At 61.0% G+C, this 22,825-nt stretch carries 19 protein-coding genes and 4 pseudogenes; 10 read left to right on the top strand and 13 right to left on the bottom strand.

The window, feature by feature from the left end; all coding sequences use genetic code 11:
• Positions 1-32 precede the first annotated feature (32 nt).
• The 6 genes from P3T21_RS10945 to P3T21_RS10920 all read right to left on the bottom strand — a co-directional run bounded on the left by P3T21_RS10945 (position 33) and on the right by P3T21_RS10920 (position 5,555).
• Positions 33-926: a bifunctional 5,10-methylenetetrahydrofolate dehydrogenase/5,10-methenyltetrahydrofolate cyclohydrolase gene (locus P3T21_RS10945; protein ID WP_429255958.1), complete on the bottom strand. Its 894-nt coding sequence runs from the start codon at positions 924-926 to the stop codon at positions 33-35.
• Positions 923-1,780, bottom strand: coding sequence for a formyltetrahydrofolate deformylase (purU, locus tag P3T21_RS10940; RefSeq protein ID WP_429255957.1), 858 nt, complete (start codon positions 1,778-1,780; stop codon positions 923-925). The genes P3T21_RS10945 and purU overlap by 4 nt, the downstream gene beginning before the upstream one ends.
• A gap of 63 nt (positions 1,781-1,843) precedes the next feature.
• Entirely contained in the window at positions 1,844-2,974 is a 1,131-nt protein-coding gene (locus tag P3T21_RS10935) for an aminomethyltransferase family protein (protein WP_429255956.1), read from the bottom strand.
• A gap of 51 nt (positions 2,975-3,025) precedes the next feature.
• The gene (locus P3T21_RS10930; protein ID WP_429255955.1) at positions 3,026-4,042 is read right to left on the bottom strand and encodes a heme-dependent oxidative N-demethylase family protein; all 1,017 of its coding nucleotides are present in this window, start codon (positions 4,040-4,042) and stop codon (positions 3,026-3,028) included.
• An 11-nt stretch (positions 4,043-4,053) separates the two neighbouring features.
• Positions 4,054-4,989 (bottom strand): PDR/VanB family oxidoreductase, encoded by a 936-nt coding sequence (locus tag P3T21_RS10925; RefSeq protein ID WP_429255954.1) that lies wholly within the window; start codon positions 4,987-4,989, stop codon positions 4,054-4,056.
• Complete coding sequence (locus P3T21_RS10920) at positions 4,986-5,555, bottom strand: dimethylamine monooxygenase subunit DmmA family protein (protein ID WP_429255953.1); 570 nt, start codon at positions 5,553-5,555, stop codon at positions 4,986-4,988. The genes P3T21_RS10925 and P3T21_RS10920 overlap by 4 nt, the downstream gene beginning before the upstream one ends.
• 287 nt (positions 5,556-5,842) lie before the next feature.
• On the opposite strand from P3T21_RS10920, the gene P3T21_RS10915 reads away from it, so the two are divergent.
• Genes P3T21_RS10915 through P3T21_RS10905 form a run of 3 tightly spaced genes read left to right on the top strand, consistent with a single transcriptional unit; the run spans position 5,843 to position 8,366 of the window.
• Complete coding sequence (locus tag P3T21_RS10915; RefSeq protein WP_429255952.1) at positions 5,843-6,991, top strand: sensor histidine kinase; 1,149 nt, start codon at positions 5,843-5,845, stop codon at positions 6,989-6,991.
• A complete protein-coding gene (locus P3T21_RS10910; protein ID WP_429255951.1) occupies positions 6,963-7,610 on the top strand; it encodes a response regulator in 648 nt (215 codons plus the stop codon). Before P3T21_RS10915 ends, P3T21_RS10910 begins: the two co-directional genes overlap by 29 nt.
• Before the next feature lie 15 nt (positions 7,611-7,625).
• Positions 7,626-8,366 carry a PAS domain-containing protein gene (locus P3T21_RS10905; RefSeq protein WP_429255950.1) on the top strand — a complete coding sequence of 247 codons (741 nt, stop codon included), beginning with the start codon at positions 7,626-7,628 and terminating at the stop codon, positions 8,364-8,366.
• Between the two features lie 66 nt (positions 8,367-8,432).
• Here the strand turns inward: P3T21_RS10905 and P3T21_RS10900 are convergent, their stop codons facing one another.
• The gene (locus P3T21_RS10900; RefSeq protein ID WP_429255949.1) at positions 8,433-10,121 is read right to left on the bottom strand and encodes an APC family permease; all 1,689 of its coding nucleotides are present in this window, start codon (positions 10,119-10,121) and stop codon (positions 8,433-8,435) included.
• Positions 10,122-10,501: 380 nt separating this feature from the next.
• Between P3T21_RS10900 and P3T21_RS10895 the strand changes: the two genes are divergently transcribed.
• Positions 10,502-12,463, top strand: a complete 1,962-nt coding sequence (locus P3T21_RS10895; protein ID WP_429255948.1) for an enterotoxin — start codon at positions 10,502-10,504, stop codon at positions 12,461-12,463.
• Positions 12,464-12,508: 45 nt separating this feature from the next.
• Here P3T21_RS10895 and P3T21_RS10890 read toward each other — a convergent pair whose 3' ends face one another.
• From P3T21_RS10890 to P3T21_RS10870, 5 genes and pseudogenes are all read right to left on the bottom strand, one after another.
• Positions 12,509-14,485, bottom strand: a complete 1,977-nt coding sequence (locus P3T21_RS10890) for a beta-galactosidase (protein ID WP_429255947.1) — start codon at positions 14,483-14,485, stop codon at positions 12,509-12,511.
• A gap of 44 nt (positions 14,486-14,529) precedes the next feature.
• Positions 14,530-15,171, bottom strand: a complete 642-nt coding sequence (locus P3T21_RS10885; RefSeq protein WP_429256305.1) for a DsbA family oxidoreductase — start codon at positions 15,169-15,171, stop codon at positions 14,530-14,532.
• Between the two features lie 218 nt (positions 15,172-15,389).
• Positions 15,390-16,850 carry a trypsin-like peptidase domain-containing protein gene (locus P3T21_RS10880; RefSeq protein ID WP_429255946.1) on the bottom strand — a complete coding sequence of 487 codons (1,461 nt, stop codon included), beginning with the start codon at positions 16,848-16,850 and terminating at the stop codon, positions 15,390-15,392.
• Between the two features lie 211 nt (positions 16,851-17,061).
• Positions 17,062-17,382, bottom strand: a pseudogene (locus P3T21_RS10875) (LysR substrate-binding domain-containing protein); the annotation flags it as partial.
• Positions 17,383-17,842: 460 nt separating this feature from the next.
• Positions 17,843-18,289, bottom strand: coding sequence for an SRPBCC family protein (locus P3T21_RS10870; RefSeq protein ID WP_429255945.1), 447 nt, complete (start codon positions 18,287-18,289; stop codon positions 17,843-17,845).
• 326 nt (positions 18,290-18,615) lie between these two features.
• Between P3T21_RS10870 and P3T21_RS10865 the strand changes: the two genes are divergently transcribed.
• On the top strand, positions 18,616-18,993 hold the full coding sequence (locus tag P3T21_RS10865) for a TraR/DksA family transcriptional regulator (protein WP_429255944.1): 378 nt from the start codon (positions 18,616-18,618) through the stop codon (positions 18,991-18,993).
• Here the strand turns inward: P3T21_RS10865 and P3T21_RS10860 are convergent.
• Positions 18,990-19,112, bottom strand: a pseudogene (locus tag P3T21_RS10860) (HAD family hydrolase); the annotation flags it as partial. The gene P3T21_RS10865 and the pseudogene P3T21_RS10860 overlap by 4 nt on opposite strands.
• Positions 19,113-19,307: 195 nt before the next feature.
• Between P3T21_RS10860 and P3T21_RS10855 the strand changes: the two are divergent.
• From P3T21_RS10855 to P3T21_RS10835, 5 genes and pseudogenes are all read left to right on the top strand, one after another.
• Positions 19,308-19,475: pseudogene (locus tag P3T21_RS10855) on the top strand (encapsulin); the annotation flags it as partial.
• A 182-nt stretch (positions 19,476-19,657) separates the two neighbouring features.
• Positions 19,658-19,831 (top strand): annotated as a pseudogene (locus P3T21_RS10850) (electron transfer flavoprotein subunit alpha/FixB family protein); the annotation flags it as partial.
• 104 nt (positions 19,832-19,935) lie between these two features.
• Positions 19,936-20,718, top strand: a complete 783-nt coding sequence (locus P3T21_RS10845) for a class II aldolase/adducin family protein (RefSeq protein ID WP_429255943.1) — start codon at positions 19,936-19,938, stop codon at positions 20,716-20,718.
• 379 nt (positions 20,719-21,097) lie between these two features.
• A complete protein-coding gene (locus P3T21_RS10840; protein ID WP_429255942.1) occupies positions 21,098-21,469 on the top strand; it encodes a YciI family protein in 372 nt (123 codons plus the stop codon).
• Positions 21,466-22,734, top strand: coding sequence for an RNA polymerase sigma factor (locus P3T21_RS10835; RefSeq protein ID WP_429255941.1), 1,269 nt, complete (start codon positions 21,466-21,468; stop codon positions 22,732-22,734). Before P3T21_RS10840 ends, P3T21_RS10835 begins: the two co-directional genes overlap by 4 nt.
• Positions 22,735-22,825: the final 91 nt, after the last annotated feature.

Raw genomic sequence — 22,825 nt, 5'->3', positions numbered from 1 at the left:
GCGATGCTGATACGCCAGCCAGGAACACGGATTCACCGATACGCGGCAGCGTCAGCGGCCTGTTGCCGCGACTGGCGCCTTGCAGCCAGAACGGTGTTCTTCATCAGAAAGCCGATCGTCATCGGACCCACACCGCCGGGAACGGGCGTAATGGCGCCGGCCACACGTGAGACGCTCTCGAACTCCGTATCGCCGACGAGGTGCGTTTTATCGCCGGTTTCGACGCGGTTGATGCCGACGTCGATAACCGTCGCGCCCGGTTTGATCCAGCTTGCGTCGATCATCGCCGCTTGCCCTACAGCGGCGACGACGATATCGGCTTGACGGCACAACTCGCGAGCGCCGATGCTGCGCGAATGGAGCACGGTCACCGAACAGTTCGCCTGCAGCAGCAGCGAAGCCATTGGTTTGCCGACGATGTTCGAGCGGCCGATCACCACCGCATGCTTGCCGGTCAGATCGCCAAGCGTCTGTTTCAGCAGGAACAGACAGCCGCTCGGCGTGCATGGCGTCAATGCCGGTTTACCGAGCACCAGCCGGCCGACGTTCTCGCGATGAAAGCCGTCCACGTCCTTTTCCGGATCGATCGCGTCGATCACCGCGCCCTCGTCGATCTGTGCGGGCAAGGGCATCTGCACGAGAATGCCGTTCACGCCGGTATCGGCGTTCAGCGTGCCGATCAGCGACAGCAGCGCGTCCTGCCCGGTATCGGCAGGTAGCTGGTGTTCGATCGAACGGATACCGACTTCGTTTGCACGCAGCACCTTGTTGCGCACATAGATATGGCTCGCAGGATCGTCGCCCACCAGCACGACAGCGAGCGTCGCCATCACGCCAGAAGTCCGAAGCTTTGCCACGTCCTGCCTGACCGTCTCGAGCAGTCCCGCAGCGGCGGCTTTGCCGTCAATGAGTTGAGCCTGGGTCATCGGAAGATCACGGTGCGGTCGCGATTGAGGAATACGCGATGTTCGGTATGGAATTTCACCGCACGCGACAGCGCCACGGTTTCCGTATCGCGCCCGATCGCTACGAGGCCGTCAGGTTGCAGGACGTGATCGACACGCTGCACTTCCTGTTCGATGATCGGTCCTTCGTCGAGATCTGACGTGACGTAGTGCGCTGTGGCGCCGATCAGCTTGACACCGCGTTCGAATGCCTGGTGATACGGCTTCGCGCCTTTGAATCCCGGCAGAAACGAATGATGGATATTGATGGCCCGGCCGGCGAACTGCTTGCAGAGGTTGTTGGAGAGAATCTGCATGTAGCGCGCGAGCACCACGAGTTCCGTCTCCGTCTCGGCGACGATCTTCAGCAGTTCGGCTTCCTGCCGGTCCTTGGTTTCCGGTGTCACCGGCAGATAGATGAAACGGATGCCTTCGCGCTCCGCCATCGGCCGCAGGTCCAGATGGTTGGAGACGATGGCGGTGATCTGCATGTGCAGCTGGCCTTTGCGATGCCGGTACAGCAGGTCGGCGAGGCAATGGTCGAACTTGCTGACCATCAGCAGCACCTTCATCGGTTGCGCGGCGCTGTAGAGCTTCCATTGCATCGCGAAGTCGTTTGCGATGCTGCCGAAGTCGGTGCGTAGCTTGTCGATGCTGCCGGTCTTCGCTTCGTTGAAGCGGAACACCGCACGCATGAAGAATGTGCCGTTGGATTCGTCGTCGAATTGCGCCAGCTCGCTGATATAGCAGCCCGATTGCGCGAGATAGGACGAGACGGCCGCGACGATGCCGGAGGTGGCCGGGCAACTGATCGTCAGTATGTAATTCTGGGTCACTGCGACACTCCTGAAAATACGTGAGAGACGGCGTGAGAGATGTAACGGGAGACCCGCAAAGGATTAGCCGATCGCGGTGCGTTTCTTCTTTTCCGGATCGTCGAACGGCAATTCGGCGGCGCTTGCACGGGCCTTGATGCTGCCGCGCACTTCGAGCGGCGCGCCGGGGCGTGCGTAGTCAACATCGAGGCGTGCGATAGCCATCGAGACGCCGGTCAGCCGTGAGTACATGCCGCATGTGACGACGCCGACCTGCTTGCCGTCGTTCCACAATGCGTCGCGGCCGTTGGCCGCTTCGGTGGAGTCCACCAGCACGCCGAAGATCTTGAAACGCTCCTTGCCTTGCAGACGGAAGTGTTCGCCCGCGCCACAGAACTCGGTTTTTCCCGGCGATACGGTGAAGTCGAGCCCGAGTTCCCACAGCGTGTCGCCCGCCTTTTCGTTCACGAACGGGTACATCTCGGAGTTGTCGTAGGGGAAGAACAGCAGATAGCTTTCGACGCGTAACCAGTCGAGCGCCGTGAACGCGCACGGGATGATGCCGAACGCCGCGCCTTTGTCGAGGACGGTGTCCCAGATGAAGGGTGCATCCGCGGCCTTGCAGAAGATTTCGTAGCCGCGCTCGCCCGTGTAGCCGGTGCGCGAGATCATCACCGGCTTGCCGAAAAGCCGCGTTTGCAGGTGATGGAAATAAGGCAGATCGCGAATGCCCGGCACGTGTTCCGCGAGGAAGTCCACGGCGGCGGGACCCTGTAAAGACAGATCATGCAGATCGTCGTCGAACAGCACGGCGACCTGGCGGCCCTGCGCGGAGCGAACGAGGCGTTCATAACCGGTTCCGGAGCCATGCACTACCATAAACGCATTCGGCCCGGTCCGGTAGACGATGCAGTCGTCGATAAACTTGCCGTCTTCATTCAGCATCGCCGCATACACTGACTTGCCGGGGTAGAGCTTGCCGATGTCGCGCGTGGTTGCCCAGTTGAGCAGGCTTTCCGCGTGTGGGCCGACGTAGTGGACCTTCTTCAGACCGGATACATCCATCAAGCCAGCCTTGGTTCGAATCGCCTCGTGCTGATCGGCGAGGTCGCCGGAATATGTCCATGCGGTGCCCATTCCGTTCCAGTCTTCGAGGTTTGAGCCCAATGCGCGATGACGGTCCGCGAGCGCGGAAATACGCCATGAATTAGCCATGTTTGCTACTCCAGAGGTGAGGATGTGTTTGTGTACGAAATCGGCAAGGCATCAGATGCCGTTGTCGAACTGGCTCAACCAGTCGATCAGGGTCTTCCGGTAACGCGTCATGCCCTTGTAGTCGGCAATTGGCTCAGGCAGGTCACGCAGCACCCGATGAAGACGGCGCGCCCACGCGGGATGGGTCACGAGCTCGGCCATGCTGGCGAGATACGTGCGGATGCTGAACATCAGCGCGTTGCTCTGTGGCAGCCGCGCCATGAACTGCAGTTCGACGCGCAGATGCACGCATTGCGCGACGTTCTCCGGCGTGACCTGGCCGCGCTCCGCGCCCCACAGGTGGTAGTTCTCGGGTGCGGTATCGAGGCGCGGGTTGATCGTGAGTGTCCAGTTCAGACGCCGTACCGGACGGTCTACCTGGATATGCAGCAGATACCTCAGCGCGCGATCGAAAATGCCCATGTCGTGCGCCATCGGCACCGGCGAATGCCATTGCTTGAAACTCATTCCCGCATCGAATGCGAGCGACCAGTCGGCAGGGCCGGTGATGACACCGGCATCCATGAAGAGGTCGCCGTCGCGCTGATCGAGCAGCGCGATATCGCCTTGCGTCTGCCGCATGATGTATTCGAGTGGCTCGCACGGCAGCGTCCCGGCATCGCCGAAACGAAACGCCTGCTCGATGCCGAGCGCTCGATTGCGCCACAACCACTGGTCGCCGGCGCGGGCTAGCGAAAACAGTTCGGGATAATCCTGGGCGAGATGCTCCATGATCATTTCCAGGGCGTCCCACGACGCTTTCTGCATGTGCGGCATTACCATGCAGCGGCGCGAGTCGCTCTGCAGCACGATTGCGCGTTCAGCGACTTCAGAGCGATAGTGCTCGTCGATATCGAACCAGTGCTCGAAGACCGAGCCTGGATCGCGTGACGTTGCCGGCTCGATATTCACCGAATACATGTAGGCGTCTTCGGGAAACGGGAAGGGGAAGCGGGCGATGGCGGCTTCGCTGTTGCGAAACGAAAACGCTTCACGATAGCTTTCGGCGGGCTTCAGAATGACGCTCATGGAGGCGTTCCTCAAAGATCCAGAAAAAGGGAGGTGCTGTGGGCACGCGAGACACACGGCATCAGGTGCGTGGCGCGCCCGGATTCGTGAAGGAACAGATCGCGGTGATCGACTTCTCCGGCAACGTGACGGGTCGAACACTGACCGCAGACACCGCCGCGGCACAGGTTCGGGATGTCGAGTCCGCTCGCTTCGAGCGCTTCAAGCAGGCTCTGGTCTGCCGCCACGTCCAACCTCGAGCCACTGCGCATGAGTGTCACGACGAACGGCGTGCCGGGCCGCGGCGCAGCAAAAGCTTCCCAGTGCACGCGGCCGTCCGGCCAGCCGAGGGCACGGGCCGTGTCTTGCACTGAATCCAGAAGGGCTTGCGGACCGCACACATAAACATGCGTACCCAACGGGCGACCACGCAGCACCCGTTCGATATCGAGGCGCGCGCACTCGCTGTCGTATCCATGGAAGCGGCTGCCCAGGCGTTCGCTCAACTCGGCGCGATACGCGTCAGTGAGCCCTTGCCGGTAGGCGTAGTGCAGTTCGAAATCGGCGGCATCACGCTCCAGCGCGGCGACATGCGCGACAAACGGCGTGATGCCGATGCCCCCCGCGATCAGGATGTGAGCGCGAGCGCCTGAATGCAGGGCAAACAGATTGGCCGGCGGCGTGATTTTCAATGCCGAACCCTCACGAAGCCGCTCATGCATGAACACTGAGCCGCCGCGCGAATCGTTCTGCTTGCGCACGGCAATGCGATAGCTGGATGCGCTCGCCGGATCGCCAAGCAACGAATAGGCGTTGCGCAATGGGCGCTCATCCAGCGGCAACTGCACCTGGATATGGCTGCCCGAGGAAAACTTCGGCAGCCGGCCGTGCGCGGCGACCAGGGTGAACTCGCGTACCACCGGCGTCAGCAGCCGCGTTGCTTCGACTCGAACCTCGATCGTGTTCATGCGTGGCGCTCCAGGTGAGGACGATCCGGATCGGCGCAGACGCCCAGATAGGCACCGATTCGCTGCGAGAAATGCTGGCGCACACTCAGGTTGATTCCGCAGCCGGCACATTCGACTTCGGGCAGCGCGTCGTACACATGCGATGCGCTGCAGTGGACGCAATAGACGGCGCGCGGTGCGGCATCGAGCTCGGAGGTGATTTCTTCCGCCAGCATGCCCGCCTCGCCGGCGAGGCGGCGGACGCGCCAGATGAACGCTTCGTCGCCGCATACATAGAGCCGCAAGCCGATTGCCGCGCGATCCAGGGTCGCGAGAAGATGGCGCTCGAGCGCGTCGTGTGTCGGGAAGAACGATGCACGGCGAGCTGTTGCTGACGTGTCGCCTTGAACGAGCAGTGTGCTCACGTCAGGCTCGACCGGCAGTGTCGCGATGAAAGCTTCGACCTTCGTGAGTGCGTCGGCTTGAACGACCACAACGTGTTGACGCGCATCCTCACATATCCGGAGCGCCTGATACCGCGGAAGGCTCGGAGGAGAGCCCGGTGTTCTGTCGTGCGTCGATGTCATGTCTTTAGTCGCCGGTTCTGTCGATGCGGGTGAAGCACGTGGATCATGTTTTGCTTCAAACGTGTGCATTTGCATCTGAACTAAAACGGGGCGTCTGCTCCATTCGAGTGCGTTCCGAAGCGCTGGTCCGACGGATAAAACACTCGAAAAGCTGCGTTCCCCACGAGCAAAATAGTTTCTTAAAGGGAAACACCGTTCAATCCTGACAACGAGGTATGTCCAAAGGAGTAGTGCCGCAAACGGCACAGTTCTTGCCTCTAAAAAACTTTTCTCACGGGATGCCCCGCATGGCTTTGAGCCGGACCCTGGTGCGGCGACACGCCTCCTCGCAAGCGGCTGGTGAGGTCGATGGCATCGATCTTTCGCTGCGCTTCCGGGATGCGCTATTGCGGGTCTTCGTCGACATCGCGGGCGGGCAAAGGTCCACGCAGCCGTTGCAGTGTTTTCTTGGCCGGCTCGAAGCGGACATTCCCGGCAGTCGCGCAGCGCTGGTGATCGCGGGCGAAATGTTGCTTACGGGGGCGTCCGAAGGTTCCCTCTCATGCGCTGAACATCGCGACTGTGCGCTGAAAGCGTCTCATGCCAAACCGTTGAACCGGTTGTGTTCGGCGTGCTCGCTCGGCGGCCGCACGCGGCTGGTCTCGATGTTTGGGGGCGCAGCGCTTCTGCTCGAACTGACGTCGCCGGCGAGTCAGGCGCTGGCGGCCGAAGTCGGCAATGCCGGGCAGGCGCTCGGTGCTGCGATCGGTTTGATCCACGGGAGACGGCAGGACGAAACACCCGCCACCGACGGCGGCACACAGGCGCTGATCCGCGAGCTTCACGATTCAGTTGCGCAGCAGCTTGGCTTCATGTCGTTTCTCGTCAGCCGGGTGCAGCTGCAGTCACGCAAGCCAGAGGTCGCGGAGCCGCTGATCGCGGAGTTGCGGACCACGATGACGCGACTGCAGCGCGACGTTCGCCAGTTGATCACCGGTGCGCGCCTGACGCTCGAAGGGCGCTCGTGGCGCCAGGCGCTGGCCGATTCCGTCGATGAATTTTCGCGTCGCTGCAACGTGGTCTTCGAACTGGATAACCGCATGCCAGAAATCGAACTCGCGCCGGATGTCGCGCTGCACGCATTGCAGATCGTGCGCGAAGCGTTGTCGAATGTGGTCCGCCACGCGCATGCAAGACATGCGCGGATCGAAGTGATAGACGACCCCGCAGGCGCTTTGTGTGTGACCGTGACTGACGACGGGCTCGGATTGCGACCTGCATCGGTGGAGGAAAATCACTATGGGCTGGAGATCATGCGCGAGCGGGCGCGTGCGATAGGCGCGCGAGTCGCAATCGAGAATGTGCAGCCGAACGGCACGCGGATGCGCCTGCTTGTCCCGAATGACGATGCCAGAAGGGAGTCCCTTGATGGGTCCGACGACGTTGCTTCTGATTGACGACCACCCGCTGTTCAGGCGTGGCCTCGCCGAGTACTTCAACTCGACTGGGGAGTTTCAGGTAGTCGGCGAAGCTTCCAGCGGCCGGCAGGGCATTGCGCTCGCGGAGCAGTTAAGGCCCGGCCTGATCCTGATCGATCTTCACATGCCGGGACTCGGTGGATTGCATGTGCTCGATGAATTGGGCCAGCTCGAGATCGAGAGCCGCAAGATCGTGCTGACCGCCTCGCTCGATCGCAACGAGTTATTGACCGCGCTTCGCCTCGGTGCCGACGGCTATATGCTGAAGGAAACCGAGCCCGAAGATCTTCGCTTATACATACGCAACTGCGTGCAGGGCGTGATCGTGCTCGACGATTGTCTGGTCACGCTCCTCGCGAAAGACGACGATGTTCCCGAAGGTGAAAGAGGCGCTCGCCAGGTCGAACTGACCGAGCGTGAAGCGCAGACACTGGCGCTCATTTCGGAGGGCATGAGCAACAAGCAGATCGCCCGGCAGTTGGGCATCAGCGATGGTACCGTTAAGGTCTATGTCAAGAATCTGCTACGCAAGCTGAATTTGCGTTCCCGGCTTGAACTGGCAGCGTGGGTTCACCGCGATGCCCTTACGCGTCAATGATGAAGGCGTAAACGAATGCAAGACAATGCTGTTGTGAGCGAATTCGCCGCAGCCGCGATGAGCCTCGATGCCTATCCGGTCGCGTTGCTTCAAGTGGATAACGAGGGCAGCATTCGCAGCGCGAACGCTGCATGGGCCGAACTGATGGATGCAAGCGCCGTGGGCGTCGAGATGGCCGCATATGTACATCCGGAAGATCGCCTGATCTGGCGCGAGATGCTGGAGCGGCTGCGTAACGAAGCCGGTGTCTGCAGTCGCGAGCGGATACGCTTTGTTCATCCTCACGGTCAGCTTCGCTGGTTGGAGGTGGCATGTCGCCGGCACGAAGACGCCTTCTTTATCTCCGCGTTCGACACCACGGCGCAAAAGCGTCAGGAGACTTCAATCGAAGCCAGGTTGCGTAGTGCGATGGGACTCCTGAACGGCGTACCGGGATTGATCTATCGCGGCCGCAACAATCCATCGTGGTCAATGGAATTCGTCAGCGACGGCTGCGAAGAGTTGACGGGCTATCCAGCCGCCTGGTTTGTCGACAGTCACGAACATAGCTACAGCCAGTTGATCGTGCCGGAGGATATCGATTACGTCTGGCGTGGGGTGCAGGAAGCACTGGCGGATCGCAGGCCGTTCGAACTGCGTTATCGCATCCGTGGAGCGAATGGCGATCTGAGAAACGTATGGGAGCGCGGCATCGGTATCTATTCAGCGAGCAGCGAGGTGCTGGGTATCGAAGGTGCGATCTTTGCCGTGCGATGAACTTCGCCCGTGTTGCGCGGAGATTCACTCAGCGCGGGCGTTCGGTCTTCAGAGAAACGTGCGCAATCAGGTCGTGATCCAGTGGCTCACGAAGACGACTACCACGCCGAGCACTAACGCCGCATACGGCAGGAAGCCCGCGCGCCGTTTGGTGCTGGCGTTCGACAGATCCATGTCGTCCAGCATCGCGTCCGGGAAGCGGCCTTTGTCAGTCACGTAGTGGCGCCAGATGAACACCGGCACGATCAGCGCCGAGAAGACGATGCCCGAAATCAGGGTGCCCTTGCCCCATACATCCGCCCCCAGTCCCATCAGTGCGAGATTGACGAACGACAACACGGCGCCGGCGCCGAGTACCCATTTTGGCGCTTTGAAAGGGCGCTCCCAGGTTGACCGGTCGAGCCGATGGATCCACGCGGCATTGAGATTCAGGAAGTTGAAGATGATGTAGCCGACATTCGACATCGCGAGTACGACGACGTAGTCGGACATCAGCAGCAGCACAAGATTGAATACGAGGTCGGTCCACATCGCGCGGGTCGGTGCGCCGTTGTGGTTGACGTGCGAAAGATATTTGGGCAGCCAGCCGTCGACGGAAGCCTGGTAGAGCGTGCGCGACGAGCCCGCCATCGAGGTCATGATGGCGAGCACGAGCGCGAACACCAGCATTGGTTGCAGAATGAATTCGCCCCAGCTGCCGACATGCACGATTTTCGCCATCGCTTCGGAAACACCCATGCCGCTGTAGATGCCAGGCGAAAGAATGCCGTCGTAGACAGCGGGTTGCGTGATGTTACCAGCGGCATCCTTGACTTCGGGCGAGACGAGTTGACCGAGACCGAGGGCGCCCTGGAACGCGAGTGGGACTAGCGTGAAGAACACGAGGCACAGGAGTCCGGAATAGACAATCGCCTTGACCGTGTCGCGGCGCGGATCCTTGAATTCGCGCGTATAACAGACTGCCGTTTCGAATCCGTAGGTGGACCAGGCCGCGATAAAGAGTCCGCCGGCCATCAGTTCGATACCGCTCAGATTCCACGTGCCGTCTGTTACGCGGCCGCCGGCGTCTTTCGCGAGCGGATAGAGTGGGAAAAGGTTGTGCATTGGCAGATCGCCCGTCAGCAGCGGATAGACGCCGACCAACAGGAGCGGCAGCAGCGCGGAGATCGCGAGAATCATCTGGAGCCGCGCGGCTTGAAGAATGCCGCGGTGCTGGATCGCGAAGGTTGTCAGCAGAATCGCGGCACCGATCACGAAGGTGGCATTGACCCGTAGACTCAGGCCGCTCGACAACCAGCCCAGATCGACCAGCGTGATTTGCCAGGTGTTGATCGCGGCGGTCGCCGGGAACAACATGTTCAGCACGTAGCCTGCGCCCAAGCCTGAGCCGATTGCCAACACCGGCGACCACGCGAACCAGTTACACCACACGGAGAGCGGAGCGAGCAGCTTGCTGTAGCGCACCCAGGCGACCGCGCCATACACCGATGCGCCGCCGGACTTGTGCGGAAACAGCCCAGCGATTTCAGCATAGGAAAAGGACTGGATGAAGCCGAAACAGATCGAAATCGCCCAGATGATCCACGACGGCTTGCCGACGGTCGCCGCAATCGAGCCGATCGAGAACAGCACCAACGCCGGTACGCCGCTGGCTACCCAGAATGCGCCTGCCCAGCCGATCTTTCTATGAAGTCCTGTTGCGTCTACTGGCGCGGCAAGATGAAGCTCCTGACCTGCATCGTTTACTGAACTCACGTTCGGCTCTCCAAAGGTGTCATCACTCTGGCGACATTCACCGGCCAATATCGGTGGGGCAAGGGGCGCGAAGAGGTACTCCCTCGGAGGGGGGCGTAAGAAATCCTCGATGGGGGATGGCGCGGTGCCCACCGACTTTTCAAGCGTGCTTTGGGAAGATCCCGAACGTGAAAAGAAAGCCGTCGCGAGCATCCGGATGGGCCGCGTCAGCGAACCAGAGGACGTCGCGGGTCTCGCGTTGCTGCTGGCATCACCGGCAGGTCGCAATAGGTACTGCTTCGGGACATGCAGGCCTTGCACACTGTAAAAATTCACGCACTTGCTGAATCCGCCCGAAGTACTCTATGGATCAGGCACCCTCCTCATCCTGGGCTTCGTCCATGCACGCCAAAGAAATTGCGTCCACGCATCCGGGCATGCCCGTGTTCCAGACGAGCGGTGACCGGCATTCCTTCGGTAACGCGGCGATCGCCTTGAACTGGACCGTCAGGCACCAGCACCTGACCGGTTTCGCCCTGACCGACCGCGTGCATGCGCGCACGCTGCCGGTCACTGCGCCATTTGCGCTATCGCTGGCGGACGCCAGCACACTGGGCATTGCCGACCTGAAGCTGCTTGCGCCGCTGCGCGAAGAAACGCTGAGCGCAAATCCCAATGCGTCTCGACTGGCCGAACGGATTGCGGGCAGACGCGTGCACGCCATCCTCGGTGACGAACAGGGTCGCCTGCGGGTGGAGTGGAGCGTGGAGCAACGCGAAAGCTCGCTGTACATGCGCTTGCAGGTGGCGATTACCGCGATCAGCAAGGACGAGCACATTGCCACCGTTTCGCTGTTGGAGACGCAGGCGTCCGGTGCGCAAACCGGCGGTGAGTTCAAGGGAACACCTGTGGTCGCGGGCCACGTCTACCTCGGTTTCGAACTGCCGTTGGCGGAAAGCCAGGTACGCGGCGACACCGTCAGGTTCATCCTGCCGCGGGCCTTGCCACTGGAAAAGGGCAAAACCAGTGTCTTCTCGGCGGTGGCGGGTGTGGCTCGCGAGGGCCAGCTACGCCGCGATTTCGCGGCCTATCTCGAACGCGAACGAGCCCATCCGTACCGCCCGTTCCTGCACTACAACAGCTGGTACGACATCGGTTACCTCACGCCGTACACGCAGCAGCAGGCGCTCGAACGCATCAACGACATCGGCCGTGAGTTGCACGACAAGCGCGGCGTACAACTCGACTCCTTCCTTTTCGATGACGGCTGGGACGACTACAGCGGCAGTTGGCATTTCGGCAAGGATTTTCCGCATGGATTCGTGCCGCTGCGCGACACCACCGCCCGGTACGGCGCGGCGCCCGGCGTGTGGCTGTCACCGTGGGGCGGCTATGGGCCGACGCGGCAGGAGCGCGTGACGCGGGGCCACGCCGCCGGATACGAGATCATCGATGGTTGCTTCGCGCTGTCCGGGCCGAAATACTATCGACGCTTCCATGAGGCCGTGATGGACCTGCTCACGCAGCACGGCATCAATCAGTTCAAACTCGATGGCGCCGGCCATGTCGACAAGGTGGTCCCGGGCAGCCGCTTCAGCAGCGACTGGGACGCGGCGATCCAGCTGATCGAGGACATCCGCGAGGCCAGGCCCGATACCTTCATCAACCTCACCGTCGGCACCTATCCATCGCCGTTCTGGCTGCGCTACGCTGATTCGATCTGGCGCGGTGGCAAGGATGACGACCTGGCCGGCGTAGGCAGCAACCGCGAACGCTGGATTACCTACCGCGACGCACAGACTTACCACAATGTCGTAGCCAGGAGTCCGCTGTTTCCGCTCAACGCATTGATGCTCCACGGCATCATCTACGCGCAGTACAACGATCGGCTGAACATCGCTCAAGGCCAGGATTTCGCTCACGAAGTGCATTCGTACTTCGGCAGTGGCGCACAATTGCAGGAGCTGTACATCACGCCATCGCTGCTGAGCGACGGCGACTGGGACGTTCTCGCCGAGTCTGCCAGGTGGGCCCGGGCGAACGCCGACGTGTTGCGCGACAGCCACTGGATTGGCGGTGCGCCGGACGGGCTCGAGGTGTACGGCTGGGCTGCATGGTCGCAGGTCAAGGCGATCATCACGCTGCGCAATCCCGACAGCCAGGCGAAGCGCTTCGTGCTCGATTTGCGGCGGCAACTGGAGTTGCCGGCGGGCGCGGCGGGACGATTCCAGACGCACAGCTTATGGCGCGACCATGCCTCGCATGTCCCATCGGTGCTGGACGCGGACCGGCCGCAGACCATTCAGCTCTCGCCCTTCGAGGTGCTCACTTTAGAACTGGTGCCGGCCGGTGGCGAAGGGTAATCGAGGTGGCCATGGATTTCCCGGCGTTGGATTCCGGCGGCTTCTTTACGATAGCGTGTGCGCTAGTTCAACCGGTTTCGCTTCAATCTGATGGAGATCGAAGATGATGATCTCGTTGTCACCCTGCTGCAGCCAGAGTGCTGGGCAATACAAACGCTTTTGCGGGCCGATATTCCAGTAGCGGCCGAGATTGTGCCCGTTGACCCAGACCACGCCTTTGGTCCAGCCACTCATGTCGATATAGGTATCGCCGAGTTTATCCAACGGCAAGGTGGCCTTGAAGAACAGTCCGGCCTTGCGTGGGTCCACACAGACGGCGCGCAGGTTAGCGATAAACGCGGTATCCATCGGCAACAGGAAGACTTCCCAGCCGGTGAGCGTGTCGTTCGAGCCTCCCGCATTCTGCAGCGTGACCGGTTCGAGAATGCCTTTGCGGTCGATCATCGCGTGATCGTAGTTAACACGTCCCATGCCCTCCACGAGAATCTCCAGTGATACGGCACCGTCCGGCGACGACGCGAACGGTAATGCAAGCGGCGCGTGGTGCGTAACATTCAGCGACTGCGCGCAGTGCTCCGGCATGAGCGCTCTCGACACGCCGCCTGCATAGTGCTCGCCGACGAAAACGGTCGCGTAATCGTGAACATTCTTGATATCCAGCACACCACCGCGATAGCCCTGCAGCTTCTTGCGATACAGCGCGAAACCGAACGCCTGGCCGACCATCTCGAACGGCTGCAGGTGGACGGTTTGTGCAGCCGGGAGCGCGGCAGGCAGGTTGTCCCAAATGGACGCGTAAAGATCCGGCATCAAGGCCTGGCTTCCCTTGCGCCTGATCGTCGGAACGGGTTTGGGTATATCGGGCAACGGCGTCGATAGATAGCGGGCGATGATGCGGCGGTACTTCATGTACTTCGACGTCGCTACGCCTTGCTCGCTGATGGGTGCTGCGTAGTCGTAGCTAGTAATGTCGGGTTGATATTCGCCTGAATCGGCATCCACGTTTGCGCCGGCATAGAAGCCGAAGCTCGTGCCGCCGTGTATGACATAGAGGTTGAACGACAGCTTCAGTTGCATGAGCGCGTCTAGCGTGCCGGAGATATCGACGGCCGTACCTTTGAGCGTCTCGTCGCCCCAATGGGTGAGCCACCCTGGATACACTTCGCCGGCCATCGCCGGAACGGCCGGAAATTCCCGCCGGACGGCCGCGATTTGCGCTGCATCGCCATTGCTCAATGCAATCGCGCCGCCGGTGACGTTCGTGCGATTCCGTTCAAGCTGCTTGATGCCATCTTCGGTATAGAACGGCCCCTGTATCCCTTCCTGAAGCCAGAGCTGCCGTATCTCTTCGAGGTAAGCCGGGTTGCTCGCGTACGAGCCGAATTCATTTTCGATCTGAATCATCAGGATCGGTCCACCGTTACTCACCAGCAGTGGTTCGATGCGCGGGCTCAGTTCCCTGATGTAGAGCGCTACCGCCGACATGTAGTGAGGATCGTTAGCGGAGTCGGTCCTGAGCTGGATGTCCGGATAACTCAACAGGTACGACGGAATGCCGCCCAGATCCCATTCGCCGCAGATATAGGGACCCGGCCGCAGCAACACCCACATCTCCTCCTGCTGGCACAGTCGAATGAATGCTTCGATATTGCGGTTCCCGGTGCGGAAATCGAAAACGCCTGGACTCGTTTCGTGGTAATTCCACATGACGTAGAGGGCGATGCAGTTCATCCCCATCGCCTTGGCCATCAGGATGCGATGCTGCCAGTATTCGGCGGGGATGCGCGCGGGATGCATCTCCCCGCTACGGATCTGGAAAGGCTCGCCGTCGAGCAGGAAGCTTTCGCCGTCCTCGCTGAAAGAAAAAGTATGTCCGCTTTTGACGGTTGGGGCAGGGATGTCGACTGCGGAAGTTCCGGTCAGGCTGCTGTTCGGCCGAAGCAGACAGCCATCGCCTGTGACACCACGCGCTTGCGAACGGCTCCTTTGGACAAGGTTGCATGACTTTTTCGACGCATGCATGAAGCACCACCTTGCCGAGCCGCTGCGTTGGCGCGGCTGCCGCACTACGCTTCGGCCAGAATCTGCTGGATGACCTGCTCGAAGGTTTCGACGGGTTGTCCGCCGCTCACCAGATAGCGACCGTTAAGGATGGTCGCAGGCACTGACTGGATACCCGCCGCCAGGTATTCTCGTTCTTCTGTACGAACCTCGTCGGCATAGTCGCCGCTCCGCAGTACCTCACGTGCTTCCGCAGCGTCCAGCCCGACGGATTGGGCCGCTTCGACCAGAACATTGTGATCGCTCGGGTCTTTGCCCTCGGAATGATAAACCCGCAGCAGCGCCAGTTTGAGTGGCAACTGCGACCCTTTGACACCGGCCCAATGCATCAGGCGGTGTGCATCGAAGGTGTTATAGACCCGCGTGCGCGGGCCGAAGGCAAAACCAACGCTCGCCCCACGCTCCCGGATCATCGCTTGCGTTTCGGCGATCTGTGCCGGCGTGCGTCCGTATTTTTCGCCGAGATAGTCGACAATGGCCTCGCCGTCCGGCCCCATGTGCGGATTCAACTCGAAGGGATGTACGACTATTTGAGCGTCGACCGCTTCACCCAGGCGCGATAGCGCAAGCTGCAGCGACGACAGGCCGATCGCACACCATGGGCATGCGATATCGGATACGAAATCGATTGTTAGCTGTTTTGTCATTGCTTTCCTGACGGGAATAACCTGTGGCCTGGCCAGCTCGGTACGACGCAAATGCGGCCCATAGGGTAGTGTGGCCTGAATTGCCAATTTTTGCAGGACCGCGTTCTGGACGCAATCCAATGTCGCCGATAAGCACCGCTACGATCACCGACTCCAGCTTGATCGACATGTTGTAGTAGCGTTTCCTCGCGACACCCACGCTGCCCACGCTGGGCTTTTCATCTAGGCTTGACCGAAACAAAGCTGCGTGCGTTGTTGCGCTGTATGAGCACCGCTATCTCCTTGCCTGCCTTTGCTTCCAGCGCTGTCACTTCCGCCTGCGTTTCGACCAGCGTGCCATTGAGCGAAAGGACGATATCGCCGGGCTGGATGCCAGCGCTTGCCGCCGGCCCATCGACCCCGTCCACCATCAGACCTACGGCAAGGTCGTGGGCGTGCAGTTCGTCCTGACTCAGCGGATGCATAATCAAGCCCAGGCGATCCGTTGCGCCACCTTCGGTTTGTCGAGCCTGGGGGCTTTCCGCGGACGCGCCGACCATGACCGTCGTCGTCATCGGTTTTCGATTGCGGATCAGCTTGAGTGTGGTTTTCGTCCCGGGCAGCAGATCAGAAGCAGCCTCGCCGAGTTCGGCCGAGCGATCAATCGTCTTGTCGCCGATCTGTACGATAACGTCACCTGGCTTGAGTCCGCTCGAGGCGGCCGGTGTGCCGGGCGCGACGGAATTGACCAGCGCACCTGCCGGTCGCGGCAGGCCAAAGGCCACCGCCAACCCGGGGCCGACGTCCTGTACCTCCACGCCAAGGCCGCCCGGAGATGTCGCATGCAGGGCTAGCACCTGCGATCGCACCTTGGCCGCCAGGTTGATCGGGATGGCGAAGGTCAGGCTGGGGTGGCTGTCTGAGTCCGCATAAATCTGCACGTCGATGCCGATCACCTCGCCTGCACGGTTGAACAGTGGGCCACCCGAATTGTCCGGGTTGGCGGAGACATCGGTTTGAAAAAACGGAAAACTGCTCCCGTCCGGGAGCGTGCGAGAGGTGGCGCTGACAATGCCGGCGGTAACGGTATTCTCGAAGCTGTCGGGCGACCCGATCGTCAGAACCGGTTCACCGACGCGTACCCGCGACGAGTCCCCAAGTTTGACGGTCGGAAGCTTCGTGGCATCGACCCGAATCACCGCGACGTCGCTCTGAGTGTCGACCGCCAGGACGTTCGCTTTGAATTCGCGTCGATCGGTCAGTCTGACCGTCACTTCGCCGGCTTGATCCACCACATGAGCGGTAGTCAGAATGAGGCCATCGGGGCTAACAATGAAACCGGAGCCGCTACCCGTGATGGCGCGTGGCGAACTGTCCTGAGAGGCCTGCGATCGCGGCACCATGTGCTTGACGAACGCTAGAAGGGGATCGTCAGCATCGATTGCCGGAGGGGCTGTCAGCGACGATTGCTGCTCCGGGGCAGTCGCGCTGATATTCACGACGGCGGGTCCGTATCGCTCTACGATGGTCGGGAAGTCGACCGGTGCTGACGCGTTGGCCGATGAAACCCGTTTTTCCTTCGCCGGCGGCGGAGCCGCGCCGGCGGCGTTCGCCGTCGGCTGCAGGCAAGGATAGCAAGAGATAAACACAGCTATCACGGCAGCAAGGAACCAGGTGCGAGCAAGAGTCCGGTCAAACACAGTGCGCCTCCGTAGCGGGTGTTATGCGCGCGCCAGGCGCGTGAAGCGCCGGTGCGAAGAAGCGTGACCCTCGCCTACTATGATTTATAGCGGAGCAACAGAAAAATTGCAGGTAGCGCTATTCCTGGGGGACGGTTTGCGACTGACGCAGAGCCCCCAGCAACGAACGTTTGCATTGAGCCTGGTGCCGCCGACCCCTCGCACCCGCTTCGAGCGGAAACGACGCGGGCAACACGGCGATCATCCGCTCGCGCGCAATCAGCTTCTCGCGCATCTTTCCGGCAACCGGCACGAGCGTGTGCAGCACGCCCAGATCGATCTCGCCGTTCTCCACCGCGCTCGCCTGCTCGGCGTTGCTCATTTCCCGCAGCGTGAGATCGACATTGGGGATGGATGCGCGCAATGCCGCGATGGCGCGCGGCAATACATCGAAGAGCGCCGTGGACGCGAAGCCGACCGTCAGCCGACCGGCGCGTTGCGCGCCGATTTCGCGTGCCCGGTGCGACGCCGCGTCGATTCTCGCGATGCTCACGAGCGTCCGCAAGCTGTGTGTCACTCTAGTAATAGCAATCGGTATTGTGAGAAGCCGAAACAGCTGACATCAAATGAAGAAGCTGATTACAGACGTTCTACAAGGATTCAAATTCGTTTCCGTTGTCTGGGCCGACAACGCTCGAAACGTGTACCGCTTCGACAGGTTCAATCAGCAACGAAGCATACGTTTTTTAGTCCTTCAATGGCCGTTATGTGGAAAACCGACTACACCTTATGGGTTGAAAGTATGCGCTCAAAAATCTCGAAAACGGACGCTGGTGCCCGCGCAATATTCGCAATGACGAGTGGCCGGTATGGCACTCGGAAGCGGCCGTTGACTTGGTGTCGGACTCGCTGTCGCATCGTGTTCTCGACCATGTCGGCCGCCATGTGAAGTTCGTACCTGGCCGGTGAATATTTCAATTGTGTGTTCTGACGTTCGTCTGGTGCGACGGTTATCAGTCACGGATCTCGGGCTCAACCAGCTTTGCCAACTGAACAAGCGACTCCTGCCAGCCGAGGTAGCACATCTCAACAGGAATGACCTCGGGTATGCCCTCCTGCACAATGGTGAGTTCGGTTCCGCAGGACACCTGCCGCAATGAAATGGTGGCGTGCATCTGGCCGGGCAGGTTCGGGTCGTCGAATCGGTCCGAGTAGCGGATCTTCCCGAACGGCACCAGTTCGACGTACTCGCCGCCGAACGAGTGGCTGTTGCCGGTGCTGAAGTTGCGGAAGGACATCTTGTAAGTGCCACCAACGTGGGCATCCATGTGGTGGACCTGACAGGTAAACCCGTAAGGAGGAAGCCACTTCGCTATCGCGTCGGGTTCGAGGAACGCTCGATAGATGCGTTCCGGAGTAGCGCGCAAGACGCGTTGGAGATGGACGGTTCCGGTAGTCATGGTTTGCTCGCCTTTCACAAGAGAAGTTGGACATACTCCTACGACGATTCGGCGACGCCGGTGTCGACATAGGTTAAGACCAGGAAAAACCCGTAGGTACCGGTAAGTTCACCTGCTACCGATCCGTCGACTAATATTCGAGCAAATCACCCGACATCCTGAAGGGATTCGAGGCCAATGGCCACGCATTTCAGGAATTGGGTGCATGATGACCTATACCGCTTGTTCGTCGAAACCGTGGACAGACAGTCCGCGAGCCTGGTCCATGACACCTGTGTTTCGCTGACTTGTCGAATCGCACGTCAACCATGGCGCAGGAGAGAGCAATGTCTGGACACCAGGTCACTTTGAGTCAGGAGTTCATCGCGCAGCAGCGCAAGCGCCTTGAGGCACTGCGCCGGGAACTATTGGGCGGAGAGGAAAATACGCTCGCGAACGAGCGGGCGGCTCAGGAGCAGCATGGCGACGAGGCCGAGGAGCTCGAGGATAAGGCGCAGGGAATGGCGCAGCGTGAGATCAACCAGACGCTACATGACGTGCACGACCGGCGCATCAGGGATATCAAGCGGGCGCTGCAGAAGATCGCGGATGGTACCTATGGTTTCTCCGATGTTAGTGGTCAGCCGATACCGAAAGCCCGGCTCGAATCAACGCCCGAGGCTATCCTCACCGTTGAGGAGCAGCGTAGCCGCGAGTCCCGCTAAGGCCGCGCGGCAACCTCGTCCAGGTGGTCCAGCAGGTCGGCGGGATCGTCGTGGACGCGTAGTGCGGCAGTTACCTCGTCAGATGCTTCGTCATACGCTCGCCCGCCACATAGCCAACCCGTTCGCGGGCCTTCCCGGCAAGCCTTTGGCGGCATCTCCCCAATGCTTATTATCGGAAAAACCAACGTTCCCTTATTCACGATCCATCCATGGAATTCAAGAACGTATCTGGGGCTTCGTTATGCTAACCACGCTCAAGTTCTGATTGCAGGGCAACAGGTTATGCACGCGCTGAATATTGACGCTCTCAAAGCACAGCGCCCGGCGAGGCAAGCGATCAGGGTTATCCGGTCATCGAGCATATCAAGCGGATCGTGAACGGCGACATCATCTGGGTGCCCGCGCTCGAAGGCGGCAGCGTGCTGTCCATGCGCGGTGACGACTTCGAACTACATCCCGGCGAAGACCTGTCGATTGGCTATCGGCGTGCGCAATGGGCCGCGAGCCCTTCGTTGCCTCCCGCTACGTTGAAAATGCTGTCGAGCTTTTCGTGCTCGTCCAGAAAACGCATGGTCGCTTCATAGGTCGCGGCACCGGAATCAGCGCCCTTGATGACCTCGATGAGGTTCACGTTGGGGAAGCGTTGTCGTAGCACAGAGCGGAACCCGATCTCACGATCTTCGTGACATGTATAGGAGAACATCTGGCCGGCATGAAGGACTCGAAGGTGATCGTGGCGATCAACAAGGATCCGGAAGCGCCGATTTTTAGCGTCGCCGATTACGGTCTGGTGGGCGACCTGTTTGAAGCATTGCCGCTTCTTGTCGCCGAACTGTAAAGCCTCCTCAACTAACCAACCCGAACAACAGCTGGATGCGTCGCTCCCCAGTTAGTGAATTGCTCGCGACTAGTTGTTAATTTTAAACACAGAGAGATTTCAGCATGATTTCCACTACTGATCCGCACGTCAATCGTAAACCCCGAAACATTTCCCAGCCAGAGTGGGACACCCGTGTCCAGCTCGCCGCCGCGTACCGGTTGGCGGCCAAATTCGAACTCACCGATCTGATCTACACCCACATCTCGGCCCGGGTGCCTGGAACAAACGACCAGTTCCTGATCAACCCGCACGGCTGGTTTTTCGACGAAATCACGGCGTCGTCTCTCGTCAAGATTGATGTGGACGGCAATCCGATTGATGACGACCGGTTCGAAGTCAACGCTGCAGGATTCACGATTCATAGTGCGTTGCACCAGGCGCGTCACGATGTCGAATGCGTCGTGCATCTGCACACGACCTACGGCATGGCCGTCGCTGCGATGGAGTGCGGCCTCCTGCCGCTGAATCAGATCAGCATGCAGTTCTATAACCGCGTCGCCTATCACGAATACGAAGGCATTTCGCTCGAGCTTGACGAGCGTGAACGCATCGTGAAGTCGATCGGCAATAAGGATTACCTGATCTTGCGTAACCACGGCCTGTTGACGACCGGCCGCTCGGTTGCCGAAGCGTTCACGCGTATGTATTACCTGAACAAGGCCTGCGAAATTCAGGTTGCAACGTTGTCGGCCGGACAGAAAGTCGTCGTTCCTTCGCCGGAGGTTTGCGAGCACGCAGCCAGGCAGCACGATGACTATGCATACCTCGACACGGTGCACCTCGACCGGGAATGGACGGCATTGCTGCGGCTTCTTGATCGGGATGGCGCAAGCTACAAGGCCTGATCTCCCGGCCAGGTGTTGCCATGCCCGTCGGCCCGCGTGGGGGTCCGCGCGCCAAGCCGCTGTGCGACACGTCAATACGGTCACGACTGCCGCATACTGGCTCGTGGGCCGACGTATCATCGAATTTGAGCAGGCCGGCGAGGGGCGGGCCGAGTACGTACGCCCTCGACAATCTGGTGAAATTGATAGCCGCGCGGAGGGGATGGCGGGCTCGCCCGAAGGGACCGCGCGGAGGGCCCTCGACGGAGGCGAGCGATTAAGGCGGGTGCGCCGTCCGCGATTTTTTCGACGCCGCCTGTCCGTCAGCATGCGGCCCGAGCGTCATTGTAATGGCGGCCCGATGTAATTCGCCCGCCTTAACCCCATGACGGAGGCTCATATGCAATACCTGTTGATGATCTATTCGGAAGAAAACGGCTGGAACCAGATGACCGACAGCGAGCGGCAGCAGGGGGTTGCCGCATATCAGGCGTACACCGAATCGTTGAAAAAAGCGGAGGCGCTGGTGGGCGCCAACCGGCTGCAGAACACGAACACGGCCACCACGGTGCGGCTCGTCGACGGCAAGCCGCAGGTGCTTGACGGACCGTATTCCGATTCGAAGGAGCAGCTCGCCGGCTACTACCTGATCGACGTGCCCAACCTGGACGCGGCGATCGCGTGGGCATCGCGTTGTCCAGGCGCGGCGCACGGCCTCATGGAAGTGCGCCCGGTCTGGACTGCCCCCTACGACGCGCCATCTGCTGCATGAGTGCATCCGGCGGCGGCCGTGACGCTGACGGCGCCGCGCATTCGATTGCCGAGGCGGTCGCTCGCCGCAGTTACGGCAAGCTCGTCGCACTGCTGGCGATGCGCACGCGCGACGTCGCCGCGGCCGAGGACGCGCTGGCCGACGCGTTTGCGGCCGCGCTCGCGGACTGGCCCGAGCGCGGCTGCCCCGCGAATCCCGAAGCGTGGCTGATGACGGTTGCGCGCCGCCGGGCGGTCGATGGCGCGCGTCATCGCCGTGTCGGCGACGAAGTGGCGAACCAGCTTGCGATCCTCGCCGACGAGATCGATGAGCGTGAAGCAGGCATGTTGCCCGATCGGCGGCTTGCGCTGCTGTTCGCGTGCACGCACCCTGCGCTCGAGGCCGCGATTCGCACGCCGCTGATGCTGCAGGTGGTGCTGGGGCTCGAAGCGAAGACGATTGCGTCCGCGTTCCTGATGTCGCCCGCCGCGATGAGCAAGCGCCTCGTGCGGGCGAAGAACAAGATCCGCGAAGCGGGCATTCCGTTCAGCGTACCAGAGCGCGAGGAGTTGCCCAGCCGGCTCGCCGCGGTGCTGGAAGCGGTCTATGCGGCGTATGCGGAAGGGTGGAGCGATCCGGTCGGTGGCGATACCGAGCGGCGCGATCTCGCCGGCGAGGCGCTGTTTCTTGCACAACTGCTCGTCGAGCTGCTGCCCGAGGAGCCAGAGACGCTGGGGCTGCTCGCGCTGATGCTGTATGCGCAGGCGCGGCGCGATGCGCGACGCGATGCGGCCGGCGACTACGTGCCGCTGTCGGCGCAGGATCCGGCGTCATGGGACGCGCCGATGATCGACACAGCCAACGCATTGCTGCGGCGCGCAAGCGCATTCAACGCAATCGGACGCTTTCAGCTCGAGGCCGCGCTGCAGTCGGCGCACATCTACCGCTGCCGGACGCATCGCCCGAACTGGGACGAGATCGTGCCGCTCTACGATGCGCTGCTCGCGATTGCAGCGTCGCCGGTGGTCGCGGTGAACCGCGCGCTCGCGCTGGCGGAACGAGACGGCCCGCAGGCGGCGCTCGACGCGCTCGAGCCGTATGCGGACGATCCGCGGCTGGCCGACTACCAGCCGTACTGGGCCGCGCGTGCCGATCTGCTCGCGCGTGCCGGCGCGGCGGCCGAAGCGCTCGGCGCATACGATCTCGCGATCGGACTCGAGCGCGATCCGGCCGTGCGCCGGTTCCTGCAGCGCAAGCGCTTCCAGCTGTCATCGGTGAGAAGCTAGTGTCGTGAGTTAGAAGTTCGTTGAATCAATCCCCTATTCTTTCCGGAATGACAAAGTGCTGATTAAAAAGTCGCTCGGACTCGCGCAGTCC

It is taken from the genome of Paraburkholderia sp. GAS334, assembly GCF_050436625.1.
In the GTDB taxonomy this organism is placed as follows: domain Bacteria; phylum Pseudomonadota; class Gammaproteobacteria; order Burkholderiales; family Burkholderiaceae; genus Paraburkholderia.
Note: the sequence above shows the minus strand (reverse complement) of the source record. Positions and strands in the feature narration are given on the sequence as shown.

Excerpts from the sequence above, each read along its gene's own strand:
- P3T21_RS10935 (WP_429255956.1), bottom strand. The coding sequence starts at position 2,974 with ATGGCTAATTCATGGCGTATTTCCGCGCTCGCGGACCGTCATCGCGCA.
- P3T21_RS10920 (WP_429255953.1), bottom strand. The coding sequence starts at position 5,555 with ATGACATCGACGCACGACAGAACACCGGGCTCTCCTCCGAGCCTTCCG.
- P3T21_RS10885 (WP_429256305.1), bottom strand. The coding sequence starts at position 15,171 with ATGACAAAACAGCTAACAATCGATTTCGTATCCGATATCGCATGCCCA.
- P3T21_RS10895 (WP_429255948.1), top strand. The coding sequence starts at position 10,502 with ATGCACGCCAAAGAAATTGCGTCCACGCATCCGGGCATGCCCGTGTTC.
- P3T21_RS10915 (WP_429255952.1), top strand. The coding sequence starts at position 5,843 with ATGGCTTTGAGCCGGACCCTGGTGCGGCGACACGCCTCCTCGCAAGCG.
- P3T21_RS10845 (WP_429255943.1), top strand. The coding sequence starts at position 19,936 with ATGATTTCCACTACTGATCCGCACGTCAATCGTAAACCCCGAAACATT.
- P3T21_RS10890 (WP_429255947.1), bottom strand. The coding sequence starts at position 14,485 with ATGCATGCGTCGAAAAAGTCATGCAACCTTGTCCAAAGGAGCCGTTCG.
- P3T21_RS10930 (WP_429255955.1), bottom strand. The coding sequence starts at position 4,042 with ATGAGCGTCATTCTGAAGCCCGCCGAAAGCTATCGTGAAGCGTTTTCG.
- P3T21_RS10835 (WP_429255941.1), top strand. The coding sequence starts at position 21,466 with ATGAGTGCATCCGGCGGCGGCCGTGACGCTGACGGCGCCGCGCATTCG.
- P3T21_RS10865 (WP_429255944.1), top strand. The coding sequence starts at position 18,616 with ATGTCTGGACACCAGGTCACTTTGAGTCAGGAGTTCATCGCGCAGCAG.
- P3T21_RS10910 (WP_429255951.1), top strand. The coding sequence starts at position 6,963 with ATGGGTCCGACGACGTTGCTTCTGATTGACGACCACCCGCTGTTCAGG.
- P3T21_RS10870 (WP_429255945.1), bottom strand. The coding sequence starts at position 18,289 with ATGACTACCGGAACCGTCCATCTCCAACGCGTCTTGCGCGCTACTCCG.
- P3T21_RS10840 (WP_429255942.1), top strand. The coding sequence starts at position 21,098 with ATGCAATACCTGTTGATGATCTATTCGGAAGAAAACGGCTGGAACCAG.
- P3T21_RS10925 (WP_429255954.1), bottom strand. The coding sequence starts at position 4,989 with ATGAACACGATCGAGGTTCGAGTCGAAGCAACGCGGCTGCTGACGCCG.
- P3T21_RS10905 (WP_429255950.1), top strand. The coding sequence starts at position 7,626 with ATGCAAGACAATGCTGTTGTGAGCGAATTCGCCGCAGCCGCGATGAGC.
- P3T21_RS10945 (WP_429255958.1), bottom strand. The coding sequence starts at position 926 with ATGACCCAGGCTCAACTCATTGACGGCAAAGCCGCCGCTGCGGGACTG.